Below are 18726 nucleotides of genomic sequence, written 5' to 3'. Positions count from 1 at the left end.
TCTTGCTCCGGCTCGAGATCATCGGGCCACCTTCATGAGGAGTGGGAGTTCCTTCCTCGCATATCGCAGGAACTCCTCGATGTCATCCTCCGTGGTGTCGGGGCCGATGGAAATGCGGATGCTCGAGAAGCTCACCTCTTCCGGTATACCCATCGCATCGAGCACCCTTCTCCCCTTGCCCTTGTGGGAAGCACAGGCCGATCCGGTGGAGACCGCGAATCCGGCATCGTTCAGCACCCGCTGTATGACCTCGCCGGGGACGGGGGGAAAACTCACGGTGAGGATGAAAGGGGAATATCGTTCCGGCACGGTGAGCCGTTCCTCCGGAAGGATCTGCACCCCCTTCATTTCGCACAGACCTTCGATGAGGCGGCCCATGAGGCGGGAGGCCTGTTCCGCCCCTTCCTCACGTCGGCGTACCGCCCGGACGAGGGCTTCCGAACCCGCCACGATGCCGGGCAGGTTCTCTGTGCCCGGCCGCATCCCCCACTCCTGACCGCCGCCCGCGTAGAGCACCTCTATCTGTCGGGCGAGATAGAGTATCCCCACTCCTCGCGGCCCTCTGAACTTGTGCATGCTCACCGAGGCCGAATCCACCCCCAGTGCCTCGAGGTCTACCGGTATCTTACCCACCGCCTGGACCACGTCGGAGTGGATGTGGACTCGTCTTCCTGCCCGCTCCCGCACCGCCTCCGCGATTTCTCTCACCGGCTGGATGGCCCCCGTCTCGTTGTTCACCAACATCACGCTCACGAGGAGGGTGTCGGGTCTCACTGCTTCCACGACATCCTCGGGGGTGAGTATCCCGTCCGATCGGGGCCGCACGCTCGTCACCTCGTAACCCAGGCGCTTGAGGAGGAGGGCCGGCTCCCAGGCCGAGGAGTGTTCGATGGCGGAGGTCACCACATGGCCGTCTCTCCGTCTGAGGAGCAGCGAGGTGAAAACGATGTTGTTCGACTCCGTGGCCCCGGAGGTGAAGTATATGCGTTCCGTCGTGGTCCCGAGGGACAGGGCCGCTTTCTCTCGTGCCTGGTGGAGCGCCTCCTGGGCCTTGCGGCCCATGGTGTGAAGGGAGGAGGGATTGGCGAACATGTCTTCCGCAACCCGTCGTTGCAGGTCGAGGATCTCGGGATCGGGTGGGGAAGAGGCGGCCCAGTCCAGGTATACCCTCATAGTGGCTCAACTATACCTCAAAGGGCATCCTCCTTCAAGCCGAACCGCTCATGCGGGGACCGTCCGTGGCGGACGAGCGCCGGGAACGAGGGGGGAATCCGCGGGGCTTCTTCTGGTTCGAGATCCAATCAAGAGAAAAGAGTCGATTCCCATGCCCGTTGTACGTTTGACCGGGATGTCGGTATATTAGGAATATGATTCATACGGATCCGTGTATGGAATCTCCTTTGAGCCATTCTTCTTCGAAAAAACATTTGCAATTTTTGGAGAAATTGTGTATCCTGGAGATGCGTCTCAGTCATAGGCCGAGTGCTATTTCTTAATGCGGTAATCATGTGGAGCGGATCATGGACGAGAAGGGAAAGTTGCTCTGTTTCGAGGAAGAGCTCGTGGAACAGTACGCGAGGAAGTTGAAGGCCTGCGGGCATCCCGTGCGCCTCAAGTTGCTGTGCCTCATCGCCACAGGGGAGGAACCCTGTGTCTCCGATCTGTGGACTTGTCTCGAGCAACCTCAGCCGGTGGTGTCGCAGCATCTGGCGGTGCTGAAGGAACACGGCATAGTCCGGGCCGATGTGAAAGGCAACAAACGTACATATTCCCTCATAGATCCCTTTGTGAAGGAGCTTCTCTCTCTCATCTTGACTCGAGAGGGAGGGACATCCATGACTTCCCGCAGTTGAGTGCATGATCGGAAGGATCGACGAATAATAAAAGAGACGGGAGGCCCTCTCCTCTTCAAGAAGAGCGCCTCCCGGATCAGCTCTATTTGTTAGAATCTTCCGATCAGATCAAGTACGTTTATCCCGAAGTTCACCAGGGTGTTGAAGAAGCCCACCACCACGGAGACATCCGCCATGGTGTCCGTGGTGTACTTCCAGGCATTGTTGCCCGCGTAGATCACCGTACCCGGTTCCTCCACCACCGTGGTGAGGTCCACCTTGGTGGCCGTACCGTCGGCGGAGACGAAGTAGAGTGCATCAGGACTCCCGGTCTTTGGGTCGAGGCCGTGGGCGAGAGCGAGGTACTCTCCTACGGTGTACCCCGCCGCGAAGGGGAAAGAACCGGGGCTGTTCACGTTGCCTCCCACGAAGACCTTGAGCGGTTTCATGGGCACCACGAAGTAGTCACCCGGCTTGAGAGGCACATCCATCCCTGCATCACCGGTCTCCCAGAGTGCGGAGAGCTGGGGCAGGGCGAGGCTGGACCCGTCTTTCCTGATGATACGCGCCTTCTCGGCGGCGGCGTACGGCGTGGGTCCTCCCACCAGTTTGAGGACCTCCAGGACACTCATGCCCTCGTGATAGGGGATACTCACCCTGACGGGGGCCTCGGGGATGGAACGCGCCTCGGGCTTTTCCGCGCTCTTTCCAAAGAATGCCCCTTCCACCACGACGGAACCCGCCTGTTCGAGCCGGGAGGAGATCGATATGACGTCACCGTTCTGAAGCACGAAGCGGTCCGCCTCATCGAGGGAGGTCGTGAGGGTGCGGTACTGGCCCCCCTCGTCGAGTCTGAGCACCGTGACATCGGGTGAGGCAGTGGGAAGTACACCCCCTGCAAAGGAGAGCATGGTCGTGAGTGTATCACCCTCCACGAGCTCGAACGATCCGGGATTGAGGACCGCGCCCTGTATCTTTACTCCCTGTTGAGCCACCGGCACGTGGATCTTGTCCCCGGGCTTGAGACGGGGGTTCTGGGTCTCGTCCCCGAAGGCGAGAAAGGCGAGAAGGTCGTATGAGGTGACGGTGCCCTTCCGTTCGAGCTGCACATGCCTCAGGCTCGCCCCCTCCCGTGGGCCATCAGCCGCACCGAGAGCCTCGTAGAGGGTCATGAGGGAGTATGCCGTGGTCTTGCCGGGAGTGTTCACCGCACCGTATACCACTACATCGAAGACCGCAGGCACGGTGAGGGTGAAGTCCACGTACTGGAGTGAGACTCGGTTTTTTATTCCTTGAAGGACTGTCTTCCGGAGATCCTGGAAGGTCCTCCCACGGGCGCTGATGGTCCCCAGGAAGGGCACTTCCATGGTGTAGTCCTGCTGGAGGGGGATCTGGATGGTCTTCACCTCTCCACCGTTGATGAGTCCTCCCAGCCCCAGGGTGAGGGTATAGACATCGCCCGGCACGGGTTCATAGTCGGGTATGTGCTGTATCTTCTGAGCGATCTCCTGTTTGTCGAGAGCGGAAACGGTGATGCTTCCCCCAAGAAACAACACCATAAGGAAAAGCAGGCTTCTTCTCATGCGAGCATGCTAACAGAGCCGAAAAGCGGGGTCAACCGGGCGCCGTCGACCACGCGTCTGACGACGAGGCAGGAGGAACCGGTAGGTGCGCGTTCCTCCTGTCCCCGTGCAGGGCCTTTATACACTCCATCTTGACAGCCCTCGACGGCTCCCTTCCCCTGGAATGAAAAAAGGCCGGCTCCAGCCGGCCTTTGTGACGTCATTTCGTTTTCTTTAGTAGTAACGATATGAAGAGCCACGTGAGCGATCGCCTCCGAATGAGGATCGGCCTCCTCGCTCATGGGCTTTGTTGACCCTCAGCTGCCTGCCGTCGACCTCGTGCTGGTTGAGCGCGCTGATAGCAGCTTCGCCCGCCTCTTCGCTCGCCATTTCCACGAAACCGAAGCCTTTGGAAAAACCCGAATCACGATCGGTGATGATCTTCACCGACTCGACCTCTCCGTACTGCTCGAAGAGCTGGCGGAGCGTGTCCTCTGTGGTCTGGTAATTGAGATTACCCGCGTAAATCTTGAAAGACATACAAAAAAATCCTCTTTCCCCGAAGGGAGTGAACAGTGACTCTATCTACGATAGAGGAGTATGGGGAAATGTTCAGGAAGGAAAAGGTGTAAAATGACCCTTGCTTTCTGCCGTTTCCTTAACTCGCATATACAGTACTCTTTTTATGAGTAAGGGTCAAGGGGGAAAGGCAAAATTCGTGATAATTTCGAGGTGGGGTGCCGTTGTGCGTCTTTTTAGTCCCTGTTATACTCCCCTCCATGGATGTTTTGTTTTCCGTTCGGCTCGGCGAGTTCACCACCACAGTGGTCCGCAGTTCGCTCGATGAGGTCTTCTCTGGTTTCGAAGACAGGGACGTGCTGCTCGTGACCGACGAGCATGTCGGGGCGCTCCTCCCTCCCACCCTCAGGTATCCGCAGGTGATCCTTCCCCCCGGGGAGCAGGGGAAACGTTGGGGGAGCGTGGAGCGAATCCTCGGGGAAGGCTTCTCCCGAGGTTTCGGCAGGGATGCGGTCTTCCTGGGGGTGGGAGGGGGTGCGGTCACCGACGTGACCGCCTTTGCCGCTTCGCTCTACATGCGGGGGATAGAGGTGGTGCTCGTCCCCACCACCTTGCTCGCCATGGTGGATGCGGCTCTCGGCGGGAAGACGGGCATAGACTTCCTTTCCTACAAGAACATGGTGGGCACCTTCTATCCCGCCCGGGAAGTGCGCCTTGCGGTGCCGTTCGTGGCGAGTCTGCCCGAGCGGGAGTACCGGAGCGGACTCGCAGAGGTGATAAAGAGTGCCATGCTGGGCGATGAGGATCTCCTCCGCGTGCTTGAGAGGGAACGAGAGCGGATCCTCCTACGGGAGAAGGCCCTCGTGCAGGAGATGGTGGAACGGGCTCTGAGGGTGAAGGCCGAGGTGGTGGAGTCGGACTTCAGAGAAGGGGGGAGGCGGGCATTCCTCAACCTTGGACACACGTTCGGTCATGCCCTCGAGTCGGTCACCGGTTTCTCCCGTTTCACGCACGGCGAGGCCGTGGCCTGGGGTATCCGCTGTGCCCTGGAGCTGGGGAGCAGGCTCGGCCTCACCGATGCGGCCTATGCGGAGAGGATCACGGCCCTCCTCGATGCCTATGGGTATCCTTCCACCGTGGACGGAGGGATCTCCCCTCCCGCTCTTCTCGAGGCCATGCGCATGGACAAGAAGAAACAGCGAGGGAAGATCCGGTGTGTGGTCCAGCGTCGAATGGGAGACACCCTCCTGGTGGACCCGGAGGAGGCCGTCCTCACAGAAATCGTGAAGCGGTTCGTGGAGTGACTACTCCTCCTCCCCCTCCACGGGTTCCTGTTCCAGGAGCACGGCCTTCGAGAGCTTGCGGTATATCCTGTTCACGGTCTCGTGTATCGCCGGGTCCTCTACCGAGGCGAGCTGGTCGATGAGGTACTCCAGGGCTGCGAGGCTTTCTTCTGCCGCCATGAGGTAGTTCCGCATCGCAGAGAACCAGAATGTCCCTATCCCGTCGGTCCTGAGGGCGAGGAACCCGAGGCGCTTGCCCTGCTTCTTCACCGGTGCCACCTTGAGCACGAGGGGAAGGTGCTTCACCAGGTCTTTCAGCATACGGGGCACGGAGAAGTTCTTCCCCCGGGGCCAGCGCTCGGTGAAGTCGTGCGGGAGGCGCACGAGCCGCGCGACCTCCACGAGCTCTTCCAGCTTCTCTCCCGACATGATCTCGTAGTCCTGGTAGAGGATCTTGCCCTTGAGATCACGATAGAAGTGCGGGAGCACGGCCCCCTCCCGAACCACGGCCTCCCTGAGTTCCTTCCAGGGGAGGATCACCATCTTCTTCTTGCTCTTGGACGTGGCGAGGGGGAAGGTGTGGCGTCCCAGGGTGATCTCCTGCTCGGCCTTCCTCCTCCTTCCCTTCTCGGTTTTCAGTGCCTTCTTCTTCGCCTTTTCGGCGAGCTTCTGGGCGAGTCCCAGGGCGATCTCGTCGAGCCACTCCTCCTTGAGGGGGGAGACCGACCGCGCGAAGGTCTTGCTCGTCCGCACGATCTCGCCGGCCACGATGTAGTCCGGCCGCTCCCGGTACATGACCGACCCGGGGTGTATCTCTATCTTGTCGGCGGTGAGCGTACGGTACGTGTTCTTCCCCGAACGGATGCACACGAATTGGATGTGGCCGCGCGCCACGGCGCACAGGTAGTGCTTGAGGGGGCCTCCTTCCTGAAGGGGGAGCCCCAGGTCCACCACGATCTGCTCGAGCTGACCCTCTATGTTGAGGATCTCGTCCATCACCCGTTCGTCGAGGTAGTAGCGCCGGCAGAACCGCTCCTTGTCCCGCGCGGCCTGGTAGGCGCGGAAGAGCTTGAGATACGAGACGAAGTCACCCAGCTTGTCCCTGAAGCTGTGGTGGGCGCTCCGGGCCTCCAGTTCCTCGTCCTGGGGGAGGAGGAAGGGATTCTTAGTGGTGAGGAACGACGCGGCGATGAGCACCTCACGCATCACCTCGGGATAGCGGTAGGCCGCCTCCAGGATCATGCGCGAGTGCCGTGGCAGGAGGGGAAACTCCACCATCATCTGGCCGATGGGGGTGAGGTTGTTCCCCTCGTCGAGGGCGTCGAGGAGGTGGAGGGTCTCCACTGCAGAGATGATGCCGGCGCGCTCCGGCGGGGAGATGAAGTCGAACGAGGCGAAGTCGCGTATCCCCAGGTCGGCCATGCGGAGCACCACCTCGGAGAGGTCGGTACGGTAGATCTCCTCCATGGTGAAGGCGGGCCGGTTCTGGAAGTCCTCCTCCGTATAGAGGCGGTAGCACACCCCCGGCCTAGTACGCCCTGCCCTCCCGCGTCGCTGCTCGGCCGACGCCTTGGAGATGGGCATCTGTATCAGGGAGGAGGTGAAGGTTTTGGGGTTGTAGTAGTTGATCTTGGCCGTACCCGGATCGATCACCGTGGTGATCCCGTCGATGGTCACGCTCGTCTCCGCGATATTGGTGGCCACCACCACCTTCGTCCTGCCCGGAGGGGCGGGAGGGAAGACCGCCTCCTGTTCCTCCTTGCTGAGTCGCGCATAGAGAGGGAGGACGTAGAGCCTGTGGGCGAAAGGGGTGGAGAGGAGTGCGCCGATGGTCGCCTTTATGTCGGCCTCCCCCGGCTGGAAGATGAGGAGATCCCCCTCCCGCTCCTCTTTCACCACCACCTTTTCCACGATCTCTACGATCTTGTCGTACACCGCATCTTCGCCCAGGTTGGGATCGGGGGGATCGTAGACGACCTCCACCGGATAGGTGCGGGTATCTATGGAGATGATGGGGCAGTCCCAGAAGTATTCGGAGAAGATCCGGGTGTTGAGGGTGGCCGAGGAGATGATGACCCTGAACTCGGGCCGTACCTGCACGATCTGTTTGAGGAGTCCCAGGATGAAGTCTATGTTGAGACTCCGCTCATGGGCCTCGTCCACGATGAGGACTGAATACTGTGAGAGCTCGTAGTCCCCTTTGAGCTCCTGGAGCAGGATACCGTCGGTCATCACCTTGATGCGTGTGGCCGGGGTGGTCATGTCCTCGAACCGCATCTTGTAGCCCACCAGGCCGGGGACACTCGTGCCGAGCTCCTTGGCGATGAAGTCGCTCACCGATACGGCGGCGATCCGTCGCGGTTGCGTGATACCCACCATCCCCTCGTGGGTGTACCCCGCCTCATGGAGGATGATGGGAAGCTGGGTGGTCTTTCCAGAACCCGTCGGGCTCTCGACCACGATCACCTGGTGCGTCTGCAGTGCTTCGAGAATCTTGTCCTTTTGCTGATATACCGGCAGCTTTTTGGGATCCATAGACACATGTTACTCCATGATCGAAAATTCTTGTGACAAACATACACATATTCAGGACGGATGCACACCCTCACGTCGGTGCTCCACCGCGTGCACCACCTCCTCGAGGCCCCGTACCACGCGCTGGGTGCGGGCGGCGAGATCCTTCAGTGCCATGGCGCCGGCGGCGATCTCATCTTCACCCATGATGAGGGCGAACGGTATCCCCTTCTTCTCGGCATACGAGAACTGCTGCCCCAGCTTGCGTGCCTGTGGGTATACCTCGGTCCGTACACCGCGGGCCCGCAGGGCTGCGGCCACCCCATGGTAGTGGGCGAGGAACCGTTCCTCCATGCACACCACCAGCACCTCGGGCGCCATGGTGGGGATCGCCTCGAGCATGCCCAGCTCTTGCATGGCCGCCATGAGCCGGTCGAGCCCGATAGACGCCCCCACCCCGCTCATGGACTGGGCGCTGTAGAGCCCCACCAGGTTGTCGTACCGTCCGCCGGAGCACACCGAACCTATGTCGGGCAGATCCGAAAGAAAGGTTTCGAACACCACCCCCGTGTAGTAGTCGAGTCCCCTCGTGATGGAGGGGTCGATGGTGAAGAATCTGGCGAGTCCCAACTCGCCTATGACCGCCCAGATCTCCTTGAGTCTCGCGAGGTGTGGGTTGTCGGCACCCACCCCCTCCTCCATGCGGGAGAGCGCCTCCTCCGGCTCCGAACCAGGAGCGATGAAGTCGAGGATACGCCCGGCCCGCTCCTCGTCGGAAAGCTGTGCGAGCGTCTCCCGCACCTTCTCCCGGCCGATCTTGCGGATCTTGTCCACGGTGCGCAACACCTCCACCGGTTCAGACACCTCGAGCCGGGCGAGGAAGTCCTGGAGCACCCCCCGGTGGGAGAGGTGGATGGTGAACCGCTCCATCCCCAGCGAAGCGAGAGCCTTCTGCATGATGAGGAGCACCTCGAGATCGGCCGACGTGCTGTCGGGTCCCACGATGTCGAAGTCGCACTGCATGAACTCCCGGTAGCGGCCCCGCTGGGTGTTCTCTCCACGGAACACCTTGGCGATGTGGTACCTCCTGAAGGGAAGGTAGAGCTCGGCCATGTGTTGGGCCATGAACCGGGCGAAAGGCACCGTGAGATCGAACCTGAGCGCCACGTCCCTTCCTCCGTGGTCGGTGAAGCGGTACACCTGTTTCTCGGTCTCGCCCCCCGACTTCCCCAGGAGGATCTCCGCGTACTCGAGTACCGGAGTATCGATGGGAAGGTAGCCGAACGAAGTGAACACCTCCTCGAGGGTGCGGACGATGGACTTCTTCCTCGCCTCGAGATCGGGAAGGAAGTCTCTAAATCCTTTGAGAACACGAGGTTGTATCATGAATCCTCTCTCCTTGTGTTTTTCCCATCTTTTCGTATAGAATGTGGAAGATACTCCTGTGTATCATATATTTCTGTGTGAATAAAGGGAAGGCTTGGGCAACGTGCGGATACGTTATCGAATGACCGATGATGGGACACCGATCCCGTTTGCAAAGGTGTACGGAGTCGAGGAGCATGGCATACGGCGGGAGGCGATCGATCACCATGCCCTCATGGTGATACGCCGACTGAGGAAGGCGGGGCACACCGCCTACGTGGTGGGCGGCGCGGTGAGGGACCTCCTCCTGGGAAAGCACCCGAAGGACTTCGACATCGTCACGTGCGCCACCCCGGGGAGGATCAAGCGACTCTTCCCCTATGCGCGGGTGATAGGGCGCAGATTCAGGCTGGTCCACGTGTACGTGACGAAGGACGAGTACGTGGAGGTGACCACGTTTCGATCGGCCCGAGCCGACGACCCCAACGCGTACGGCAGCATCGAGGAAGACGCCTTCCGCAGGGACTTCACGGTGAACGCCCTCTACTACGATCCCTTCTCCGAGGAGATCCTCGATTTCGTCGACGGGTTCACCCACGTGAGGGAACGAAGGCTTGTCCCCATCATTCCGCTCGATCGGATCTTCGAGGAGGATCCGGTGCGCATGCTCAGGGCCGTGAAGTATCACGCCCGGATGGAGCTCGAGATGCCCAAAGAGCTCGTGCGGAAGATACGGGACGATGCCTGGCGGCTCGAAGAAGTCTCGACCTCGCGGCTCACCGAGGAGATCTACAAAATCCTGGCCTGCGGCGAGGCGTCGTCGGTGTGGGAAGCCCTGCAGAGGTTCCATCTGTTCGACCACCTGCTGCCTCACGTGCATGAGGTGCTGGGTGCTGCCGGGCCGGGGATACCCCTCGCTCGGTGGCACGAGGAATTCGAGCGGCTCGACAGACTGGTGCGGGAAGGGGAAGTGGACCGCGACGTCCTCATCCTGCCCTTCGCCCGGCTCTTCGTGGAGCGAGACGGGATGAGGGATCTCCCCTTCAAGGAGCTCTACCGGGCCTTCAAGGAGTTCCTCAGGCCCTTCACTCCCCCCAACCGCGACGTGGATGCGGCGCTCAGGCGGGTGCTGCGCAAGAGGCGGCGGAAACGGCGGAGGCGACGACGCGTGCGACACGTGGCCGTACAGGATGCGCGAGGGGAGGGGTAGAGTGGTGAAGAGGATGGCAGGTGGTGTATGTTTTAAAGAAAGATCGAAGAAGAAACAGCACAAGGGGCGGGGGAACTCGTGCCTATGAAGAATGAGAAGATGAACCGACAGGAACTCATCAGTCTCTTGAGAACCCTTAAACCTGTGCTCGAAGACCGCTATCGAATCCGGAGCATCGCATTGTTCGGATCTTTTGCCAGGGATGAGCAGACCCAATCGAGTGATATTGACTTGCTCGTGGAGTTCGAGGAAGAGGCAGATCTCTTTGATCTTGTGGGGGCTTCACAGTATCTTGAAAAGCACCTCCACCGTCCTGTCGATCTTGTATCCTCTAGAGCCCTCGGGGAGAACCTCCAAGAAAGCGTGCGTAAGGACGTTGTTTTTGTATGAGAGATTATACCCTCTACATGAAGGATATCTCTGCTGCCATAGAGAGTATAGAATCCTTCATCGAAGGAATGGATATCAATGAGTTTATGACTGACGATAAGACATCGAGCGCTGTTCTTCGAAAACTCGAGGTAATAGGAGAAGCTGCGAAACAAATACCTCTTGAGCTTCGAGAGAGATATCCCCATATCCCCTGGAAAGAGATGGCGGGAATGCGGGATAAACTGATTCATGCCTATTTTGGAGTGGATTATCATCTCGTATGAAAGACTATTACACAGCGGTTACCTAGTGTGAAGCAGTAGATCAGACTGATCCTTGACTCGTTCCTATGAGCCCCGGCTCGAAGGAGGGGCACAGTGGCCCCACCATGATTGAGGTGTTTTATGAGGCTGTATTTTCTTCCCCGTCTTTGCTATAGTTGCAGGAGGAGACCAACATGCGCACGTTCATACACTCCCTGTGCCTCGCCTCTACCCTCCTTGTCTCCCTGCCGATCCATGCCCAGCTCACGGACCACCCCTTCGCCTCGCCCGTCCCGGTGGAGTGGGTGGGGCTCCCCCGTACGGACGGCCTTTCCCTTCGGTTTCAGCCTTTCATTGGAGTGGGCGACTGGCCGGTGGATCTGGTGAGAGGTGATTACTGGGCCGCAGGCGTACCCGTAAATCCCGCCGAGCACCTCTTCTACCTCTCCGATCACATCCCTCCGTTTCTCCTGCTTCAGGTTTCGGGACACGCCGGCCCCTTCGGCCTCCATATCGAAATCCCCGTCCAGAAAGAATACCTCTCCCGTGCCACCTATCCTTCCACCAACTATCTTTCCGACTCGCTCGCCGGTGCCTTTGACATCACCCATTACTCCTTTGACATGACCTTCCCCCACACCGCCTACCTCTACTACGCCTCGGAGCCGTTCTACTTCGCCGCAGGACGCTTCCCCCTCAAGTGGGGGAGGGCCCGGTATCCCCTCACCATCTCCCCCTCCACCTATCAGGACAACCTCACCGCGAGCTGGCAGGGCGGCGCCTTCCGGTATACCTTTCACGTGATCTCCTCGTCTCCGCTTCTTGGAAACAGCGAAGAGGATATTCAGACCCATTGCTATGACTATCTCTCGGAGGGACGGATCTTCTCCGACCCCTACAAGACCATTGCAGCCCACAGGCTCGACCTCTTGGGCCCCTTATGGCGGGTGGGGGTGGGTGAGATCAACATCATCGGCGGAAAGGCGCCCGATCTCCTCGACGTAAGCCCCCTCATGTACTACCACAACACCTATGGCGAAGGGTACTCCAACGTGGTCTTCGCCCTTGATGGAGACCTCACGCTGTGGGACTCCCTCACCATCTATGGCGAGGCCTCGTTCGATGACGCTGACGTGCCCCTCACCGAGGCCGGGGTGGACTACAAGCCCGGCGCCTACGGCTTTAACTTCGGTCTTGAGTGGAACCAGCCAGGATGGCAGGTGTGGGCCGAGTATGACTACACCAGCGAGTGGATGTACGTCACTAGCTATCTTCCCTACCTCCATGTGAACGTGCGCCACTTCTACATCGACAACTACACCAGCCCGAGCAGGATACTGGTGGACTACCCCCTGGGGTTCACTTACGGCCCTGACGCCCAGATGGCCTCGGTGGGAGGATCCTTCAACGGTACGGAAATCGCTTGCGGCCTGGTGTATAATGTGTTAATAAAAGGGACGGTGAAGGATGGAGACGAGGTGCGGTGGAAGTGGTTCTGGGACGGCTGGCCTGAGAGCGTGCGGAGTGCCGATACGACCAAGGTCGACCCCTCCGCCCTTCCTCCTGGCCCCGGCCAGGTCTACCACATCCTCACGCTCCAGGCCTCGTGGCGGGAGTTTAGCCTCTGGGGACGCATGGTGGCTGGCGCCGAGTGGCGCTGGTTCGCAGGGATCTCGTGGAAGAGGGTATGGAGCAAGTGAGAGAGAAACCCCATAAGGAGTGGTGTGACAGCCGATGCGTGAAAATGAATCTCCTGTGGTAATCGAATTTTCGATTTTCAGGAAACGTGTGTTTCTCCTGATTTTCGAGGGGCTCATCAGTATCCCTCTCTTGTTGTATATTGCGGGATCCTCCCTTTCGCTATGGGAGATGAGTGAGAGTATAGGCCTACACCTCATGGGTTTCTGGATACTGGGATTCCTTCTCATGGTCTTTCTCTGGCCGTTTCTCTCTCAGTCGTTTTGGATCTCGTCCCTCAAGGCTTTTCTGTTCGCCATCCTCGGTGCTTTTTTGATGACCGGTCTCTTGGGCGTGACTGGAGATGAAAGATTTTTCATCTCCAGTCATATTGCATGGAAACTCAGAGGGATGTATGCCTTTCTCTTTCTTATTCCTTTTCTCTTCAAACCTCCTAACGCCCAGCAGAGGAAACTCGCGGTTGTTCCATTAGGTATAGCAGAGAAACTCCTCTCCTGGAACAGTCATATAGAATGGGAGGTGCTTAACGATCCCACAGGAAGTCTCCCAAAGGTGGAGGCGCTTGTAGTGGATTTCCACTATCCTCTTCCTCAAGAATGGCTCTCTTTTGTGGCCCAGCAGTCTTTGAAGGGCACTCCTATTTATCATGCAGTCTCTATGTATGAACAGTTTACTGGACGTGTACCTCTCGATTACGTAAAGGAAGAAGTCTTCCTCCCTATTGCCACACGAAACCGACCGTACCGAGTAGTAAAGAGAGTAGCGGACATCATCATCACTCTTGCCATCGCTCCAGTGCTCCTTATTCTTCTGATATGTACAGGCCTTGTGGTACTCATCGATGCAGGAAGGCCCATTTTGTTCATCCAGGAAAGGGTAGGGGAACGGGAACGCCTCTTTAAAATGGTGAAGTTCAGGACCATGCGAAACGATTCTTCTCGCCCCAGTTTTACTCAGAATAATGATACCCGAATCACTCGCACGGGGAAGTTCTTGAGAAAGTTTAGACTCGATGAGATCCCTCAGTTCTGGAATGTCCTCAAGGGAGAAATGAGCATCGTGGGCCCACGTCCTGAGCAAAAGCCCTTTGTGGAGGAGTTCAAGCGAGAGATTCCTTTCTACTCATACCGGCATCTTGTTCCACCTGGAATTTCTGGCTGGGCCCAGGTTCAGCACGGGTATGCGGCGAGTGTGGAGGATACGCGGACCAAGTTGGAGTACGATCTCTTTTACATAAAAAACCAGGGTATGTTTCTCGATCTCTACGTACTGTTCCTTACAATCAGAACAATTCTCACCGGTTTTGGAGCTCGTTAGATCCCTACGAGAGGAGTGAATCTCATGCGAACAGTATGTGTGACAGGAGGGTGTGGGTTTATTGGTTCACACCTTGTAGAGGCCCTTGTAGAAAAAGGGTGTACTGTAAAGGTGCTCGATAATCTCTCCACAGGGAGAAAAGAAAACATTGCACACCTGGATGTGGAGCTGTATGAGGGAGATATCAGAGATCCTGACGAAGTGGTCCGGGCTTTGCATGGTGTGGATACGATATTTCACCTTGCAGCTCAGATCAGCGTTCCAGCGAGTATTGAAGATCCCCTTACTACAGAAGAGATAAACGTAAGAGGTACCCTCAATGTGCTCGAGGCGGCGAAGTTGCATAACGTAAGTACGGTAGTCTTTGCCTCTTCTGCCGCGGTATATGGAGACAGCCCTGAATGTCCCAAGCGCCTCGATATGATTCCTCAGCCCGTTTCCCCTTATGCCATTACGAAACTTGCAGGAGAATACTATGTTGCTATGTATCAGCGTCTCTGCGGTATTAGAGGTGTATCAGCTCGGTTCTTCAATGTCTTCGGCGAACGCCAGGACCCTTCTTCAGGCTATGCCGCCGCAGTGCCGGCCTTTATAAGCCGGGCCCTTAAAGGAGATCCTCTCACCATATTTGGTGATGGAGAGCAAACGAGAGATTTCATCTACGTCAAAGATTTAGTCGCTTATCTTATCGCACTGGCTGAAGAAGGCGAGGGACTCTACAACATAGGATACGGCACCTATATCACGATCAATCAGCTTGCGCGCACCATTATCTCTCTCTGCGGGACTGAAGCCTCAATAGTATACACCAACCCACGCCCCGGCGATGTGCGCTATTCATACGCAGATGTAGACCGGATCACATCCCTCTCTGTGCCTCTGATAGGATTTGAAGAAGGCCTACAGCGTACTATTGAGTGGTTCAGTACACAGGAAGACCCCTTACATCCGAGAGGATGAGTGTGGTCCGCCTGCCGAGGGGAGGAAGCCTTTGCATCTTCTGCGAGAATGATATAAAGTAATGACCAAAGGAGCCTGCAGGCTGTGGAACAGAGTCAGGACCGGATTACCGAAGCAGAAGGAGCTCTCGATCATGCGCGTGATGATCTCGAGAAAGGGGGCTACAACAGGTTTTGTTTTTCTTCTCAGCATGTGGTCGGGAAGGGAATGATGGCAGTGCTTCAAAAGCCAGGAGCCCACGGCTGGGGCCATTCAGTGATCGATCTGGTGGAAGAACTCTGTCGTCCATATGAGGCACCTGAGAAGCTCATCGAGAAGGTGCTCGAGCTCGATAAGGCCTACATGCATACCCACACGATACCCGATGCTCTTCCCTCTGGTTTTCCTTGGGAAAAAACGGCTTTTTCAGGTTGTCACCAAAAGGTGTTCATGAGGTGAACATGAAAGTCGCTCTCGTATATCTCGGTAGAAAAGGAGCAGGACCGATATTCACCCTGGAACTTGCGAAACGGCTTCATGAGCGTGCCGATCTGCGTTGCTACGTAGCTGAGAACATGGAAGGACTTGCCTCGTGGACCGGTTTGTCGGTGGAGACGTTCCGGGTGTTTTCATCGGGCAAACCTTTTAATGATTTCTTCCTTCTCTTCTCAAGGGCAAAAACCATCGCCAACGCAGTGCTCGATTTCGCACCTGAGATCGTGTTGTTCACGATGACCCATCCGTTGAACTGGTACATCATTTCACAATTAAAACGACGCAGCATCCATCAGCCTTTGGTTACGGGGATCATCCATGACCCCATCCCTCATCGTGGGGAACGCGTGTGGGTACGGTTGCTTCAGCATCTGGAGATGAAGAGATACGACAGACGTATCGTCTTGAGCGAGAACTTCAAGTACTATCTTCTGCGAAAAGGATGGAAAAACATCGCGTGTCATCCTCATCCCTTGCTTCCGCTGGGGGGCTCTTCCTGTTCGATGGAACTCGCTGCCCCTCCGGCTGAAGAGAAAGCGCTCAGGCTTCTTTTCCTGGGACGATTTGACAAATACAAAGGGATTCCCTATCTCCTTCGTGCGTTCGATCTTCTTCCCTCGGAGGTCCGTAAGAGAGTCCACCTCACACTCGCAGGAACGGGGCGTCTCGATAGAGTGTCAAGGCGACTTATCAAGAAATATAATGAATCTCTTTCCTTCTCGCTTGTCAACAGATGGCTTTCAGAAGACGATATCTGCTCACTCATGAAACAGTGCGATCTCGTGGTGCTTCCTTATACTCATGCCACTCAGTCGGGGGTTGTCCCTATCGCTTTTCATTACCGAAAACCTGTACTGGTGACCGCCACGGGGGGATTGCCTGAGCAGGTACAATTCGGAAGGCTTGGGTTCGTGGTGGAAGCCGCGAACGATTATGCGCTCTTGAGTTGTATCCTCACGGTGCTCCATAATAGGGACATGCTCAAAGAGAAAAGAGAGAACGTCGTGCGGTTCATGGAAAAGGGAGAATACCCGAAGTGGGAGACGCTCGCTGAGCTCATTCTTACCCCGGAGGGAGGCTGACCGTGGCTCTACGTGCACTCATCACCGGCATCACAGGACAGGATGGATCATACCTCGCTGAATTTCTCCTTTCTAAAGGCTATGAGGTACATGGACTCATTAGAAGAGCAAGCACCTTCAATACTCATCGTATAGACCACCTCTACACTGACCCTCACAATCCAGGAGTCCGCTTTTTTCTGCATTATGGAGATCTATCGGATTCCGGTCAACTCACCAACCTCATCTATGAAGTACAGCCACATGAAGTATACCATCTGGGTGCTCAGAGTCATGTCCGCGTGAGTTTCGATATGCCGGAATATACAGGTGAGGTTACTGGGCTCGGAACTACTCGTCTCCTCGAGGCCATACGCCGTAGCGGGGTGAAAACCAAATTCTATCAGGCCTCGTCCTCCGAAATGTTTGGAGCCGCACCACCCCCTCAGAACGAATCCACTCCCTTCTATCCCCGGAGTCCTTATGCTGCTGCCAAGGTGTACGCCTACTGGATGACGATAAACTACCGGGAAGCCTACGGGCTCTTCGCCTGCAATGGCATTCTCTTCAACCATGAATCTCCTAGGCGAGGTGAAACCTTCGTGACTCGTAAAATCACCCGAGGACTCTCCCATATCCTTGCAGGTAAAGAGAAGAAGCTCTACCTTGGTAATCTTGATGCAAGGAGGGACTGGGGCTTCGCTCCCGAGTATGTGATGTGTCAATGGCTCATGCTCCAGCAAGAGGAACCTGACGACTATGTGATAGGCACGGGAGAGACCCACAGCGTGAGAGAGTTTGTTGAGGAAGCATTCACTTATGTTGGCGTGGAGCTCGAATGGAAAGGAAGAGGAGTTGAGACAAAAGGGATAGTAACATCAGTGAGGGAGGAGTGGTCAGATAGAATAGCTCCGGGCGATGTGGTGGTAGAGATAGATCCGAGATACTTCCGTCCCACAGAGGTGGATGTGCTTCTGGCCGATGCTACCAAGGCTGAAAGAAAATTGGGTTGGAAGCCTCGGGTGGCTTTCACCCAGCTGGTAAGAATCATGGTAGATGCAGACATGGAGCGTGTGGGGTTGACATCTCCGGGAGAGGGTCTGAAAATCTTGAAGGATCACGATATCTTGTGGACTCAAAATACCCTTACTATGGGGTGAGCCTCGAGGAAGACCTATGGAAAAAGAGAGTAAGATATATGTAGCTGGACACAGGGGGCTTGTGGGAGCAGCGCTCGTGCAGGCGTTGAGGAAGAAGGGATATACGAATATCCTCACCAAAACCCATAGCGAACTTGACCTCACTGATCAGGAGGCAGTCTCTCGTTTCTTTGAGAACGAGAAGCCAGAGTATGTCTTCCTTGCCGCAGCAAAGGTGGGTGGAATTTGGGCGAACAACCTCTACAGAGCAGAGTTTATCTACCAGAACCTCATGATTCAGAGCAACGTCATTCACCAGAGCTATCTTCATGGGGTGAAGAAACTCCTTTTCCTTGGATCCACATGTATTTATCCACGTCTTGCCCCCCAGCCGATGAAAGAAGAGTACCTTCTTACCGGCGAACTCGAGTATACCAACGAACCATACGCCATAGCAAAGATTGCTGGCATGAGGATGTGCGAGAGCTACAACCTCCAGTATGGTACTAATTTTATCTCCGTAATGCCCACCAATCTTTATGGTCCCAATGACAACTTCGATCTAGAGACCTCGCATGTGCTTCCTGCCCTTCTCCGAAAGTTCCACCTCGCAAAGGCCCTCCAGCAAGAAAATTGGGAGCTTATTCGGGCCGATCTCTCCCGTCGACCTCTTGAAGAGAGAGGGGATGATATCTCAGAAGGCGAGATTTTAACCTTACTGGAGAAGTACGGAGTACGAAAGTCATCCCATGGAGTAGAGGTTGAAATATGGGGTACTGGGAGACCCAGACGAGAGTTCCTCTGGGTGGATGATCTCGCTGATGCATGCGTATTTCTTATGGAGCACGTTGATTTTGAGGACATAGTAAAAAAGTTCCTAGGCGGTCAACAGGAGATTAGGAACACACATATCAATATAGGCACAGGTGAAGACATTAGTATCAGAGACTTGGCCGAGCTCATGAAAGAGGTGGTGGGGTTTAAAGGAGATATTGTGTTTAATCCCGAGAAACCCGATGGTACACCGGTGAAGCGAACCGATGTTTCAAGACTCCACTCCCTCGGCTGGCGGCACTCGGTGGGGTTAAGAGAAGGGGTGGAGAGGTTGTATGAGTGGTATGTCTCTTCTCTAGAGATGGGTAGTTGAGGGGATAAAG

17 protein-coding genes are annotated in these 18726 nt (G+C 56.6%); 12 read left to right on the top strand and 5 right to left on the bottom strand.

The features are described from left to right. Nucleotides 1–18: 18 nt before the first annotated feature. Nucleotides 19–1173 (bottom strand): cysteine desulfurase family protein, encoded by a 1155-nt coding sequence (locus SPITH_RS08360; protein WP_014625228.1) that lies wholly within the window; start codon nt 1171–1173, stop codon nt 19–21. Nucleotides 1174–1520: 347 nt separating this feature from the next. Here SPITH_RS08360 and SPITH_RS08355 point away from each other — a divergent pair, with 347 nt between their 5' ends. Beyond that, entirely contained in the window at nt 1521–1853 is a 333-nt protein-coding gene (locus SPITH_RS08355; protein WP_014625227.1) for an ArsR/SmtB family transcription factor, read from the top strand. 89 nt (nt 1854–1942) lie between these two features. On the opposite strand, the gene SPITH_RS08350 is transcribed toward SPITH_RS08355, so the two are convergent. Both SPITH_RS08350 and SPITH_RS08345 read right to left on the bottom strand, forming a co-directional pair. Continuing rightward, a complete protein-coding gene (locus SPITH_RS08350; protein WP_041624075.1) occupies nt 1943–3415 on the bottom strand; it encodes a polysaccharide biosynthesis/export family protein in 1473 nt (490 codons plus the stop codon). Between the two features lie 213 nt (nt 3416–3628). Continuing rightward, a complete protein-coding gene (locus SPITH_RS08345) occupies nt 3629–3934 on the bottom strand; it encodes an RNA recognition motif domain-containing protein (protein WP_013314363.1) in 306 nt (101 codons plus the stop codon). 239 nt (nt 3935–4173) lie between these two features. On the opposite strand from SPITH_RS08345, the gene aroB reads away from it, so the two are divergent. Continuing rightward, nucleotides 4174–5217 carry a 3-dehydroquinate synthase gene (gene aroB / locus SPITH_RS08340; protein ID WP_014625225.1) on the top strand — a complete coding sequence of 348 codons (1044 nt, stop codon included), beginning with the start codon at nt 4174–4176 and terminating at the stop codon, nt 5215–5217. On the opposite strand, the gene SPITH_RS08335 is transcribed toward aroB, so the two are convergent. Further along, entirely contained in the window at nt 5218–7731 is a 2514-nt protein-coding gene (locus SPITH_RS08335; RefSeq protein WP_014625224.1) for a helicase-related protein, read from the bottom strand. 51 nt (nt 7732–7782) lie between these two features. Continuing rightward, nucleotides 7783–9096: a histidine--tRNA ligase gene (gene hisS / locus SPITH_RS08330; protein ID WP_014625223.1), complete on the bottom strand. Its 1314-nt coding sequence runs from the start codon at nt 9094–9096 to the stop codon at nt 7783–7785. A gap of 121 nt (nt 9097–9217) precedes the next feature. Between hisS and pcnB the strand changes: the two genes are divergently transcribed. The 10 genes from pcnB (at nt 9218) to SPITH_RS08280 (ending at nt 18716) form a co-directional block, all read left to right on the top strand. Then, complete coding sequence (pcnB, locus tag SPITH_RS08325) at nt 9218–10285, top strand: polynucleotide adenylyltransferase PcnB (RefSeq protein ID WP_245523366.1); 1068 nt, start codon at nt 9218–9220, stop codon at nt 10283–10285. A gap of 99 nt (nt 10286–10384) precedes the next feature. Continuing rightward, nucleotides 10385–10675 (top strand): nucleotidyltransferase family protein, encoded by a 291-nt coding sequence (locus tag SPITH_RS08320; RefSeq protein WP_155816539.1) that lies wholly within the window; start codon nt 10385–10387, stop codon nt 10673–10675. Further along, nucleotides 10672–10941, top strand: coding sequence for a HepT-like ribonuclease domain-containing protein (locus tag SPITH_RS08315; protein WP_014625220.1), 270 nt, complete (start codon nt 10672–10674; stop codon nt 10939–10941). The genes SPITH_RS08320 and SPITH_RS08315 overlap by 4 nt, the downstream gene beginning before the upstream one ends. Nucleotides 10942–11114: 173 nt before the next feature. Then, on the top strand, nt 11115–12620 hold the full coding sequence (locus tag SPITH_RS08310) for a hypothetical protein (RefSeq protein ID WP_014625219.1): 1506 nt from the start codon (nt 11115–11117) through the stop codon (nt 12618–12620). 34 nt (nt 12621–12654) lie between these two features. Continuing rightward, the gene (locus SPITH_RS08305) at nt 12655–13935 is read left to right on the top strand and encodes a sugar transferase (RefSeq protein ID WP_014625218.1); all 1281 of its coding nucleotides are present in this window, start codon (nt 12655–12657) and stop codon (nt 13933–13935) included. Between the two features lie 24 nt (nt 13936–13959). After that, nucleotides 13960–14895 (top strand): NAD-dependent epimerase/dehydratase family protein, encoded by a 936-nt coding sequence (locus SPITH_RS08300; RefSeq protein ID WP_014625217.1) that lies wholly within the window; start codon nt 13960–13962, stop codon nt 14893–14895. A gap of 84 nt (nt 14896–14979) precedes the next feature. Next, nucleotides 14980–15333 carry a HEPN domain-containing protein gene (locus tag SPITH_RS08295; RefSeq protein ID WP_014625216.1) on the top strand — a complete coding sequence of 118 codons (354 nt, stop codon included), beginning with the start codon at nt 14980–14982 and terminating at the stop codon, nt 15331–15333. 2 nt (nt 15334–15335) lie between these two features. Then, complete coding sequence (locus tag SPITH_RS08290) at nt 15336–16451, top strand: glycosyltransferase family 4 protein (RefSeq protein WP_014625215.1); 1116 nt, start codon at nt 15336–15338, stop codon at nt 16449–16451. A 2-nt stretch (nt 16452–16453) separates the two neighbouring features. Beyond that, a complete protein-coding gene (gene gmd / locus SPITH_RS08285) occupies nt 16454–17590 on the top strand; it encodes a GDP-mannose 4,6-dehydratase (RefSeq protein WP_014625214.1) in 1137 nt (378 codons plus the stop codon). A 16-nt stretch (nt 17591–17606) separates the two neighbouring features. Further along, on the top strand, nt 17607–18716 hold the full coding sequence (locus SPITH_RS08280) for a GDP-L-fucose synthase family protein (protein WP_014625213.1): 1110 nt from the start codon (nt 17607–17609) through the stop codon (nt 18714–18716). Nucleotides 18717–18726: the final 10 nt, after the last annotated feature.

The organism is Spirochaeta thermophila DSM 6578, from assembly GCF_000184345.1.
Classification (GTDB): Bacteria; Spirochaetota; Spirochaetia; order Winmispirales; family Winmispiraceae; genus Winmispira; species Winmispira thermophila.
Note: the sequence above shows the minus strand (reverse complement) of the source record. Positions and strands in the feature narration are given on the sequence as shown.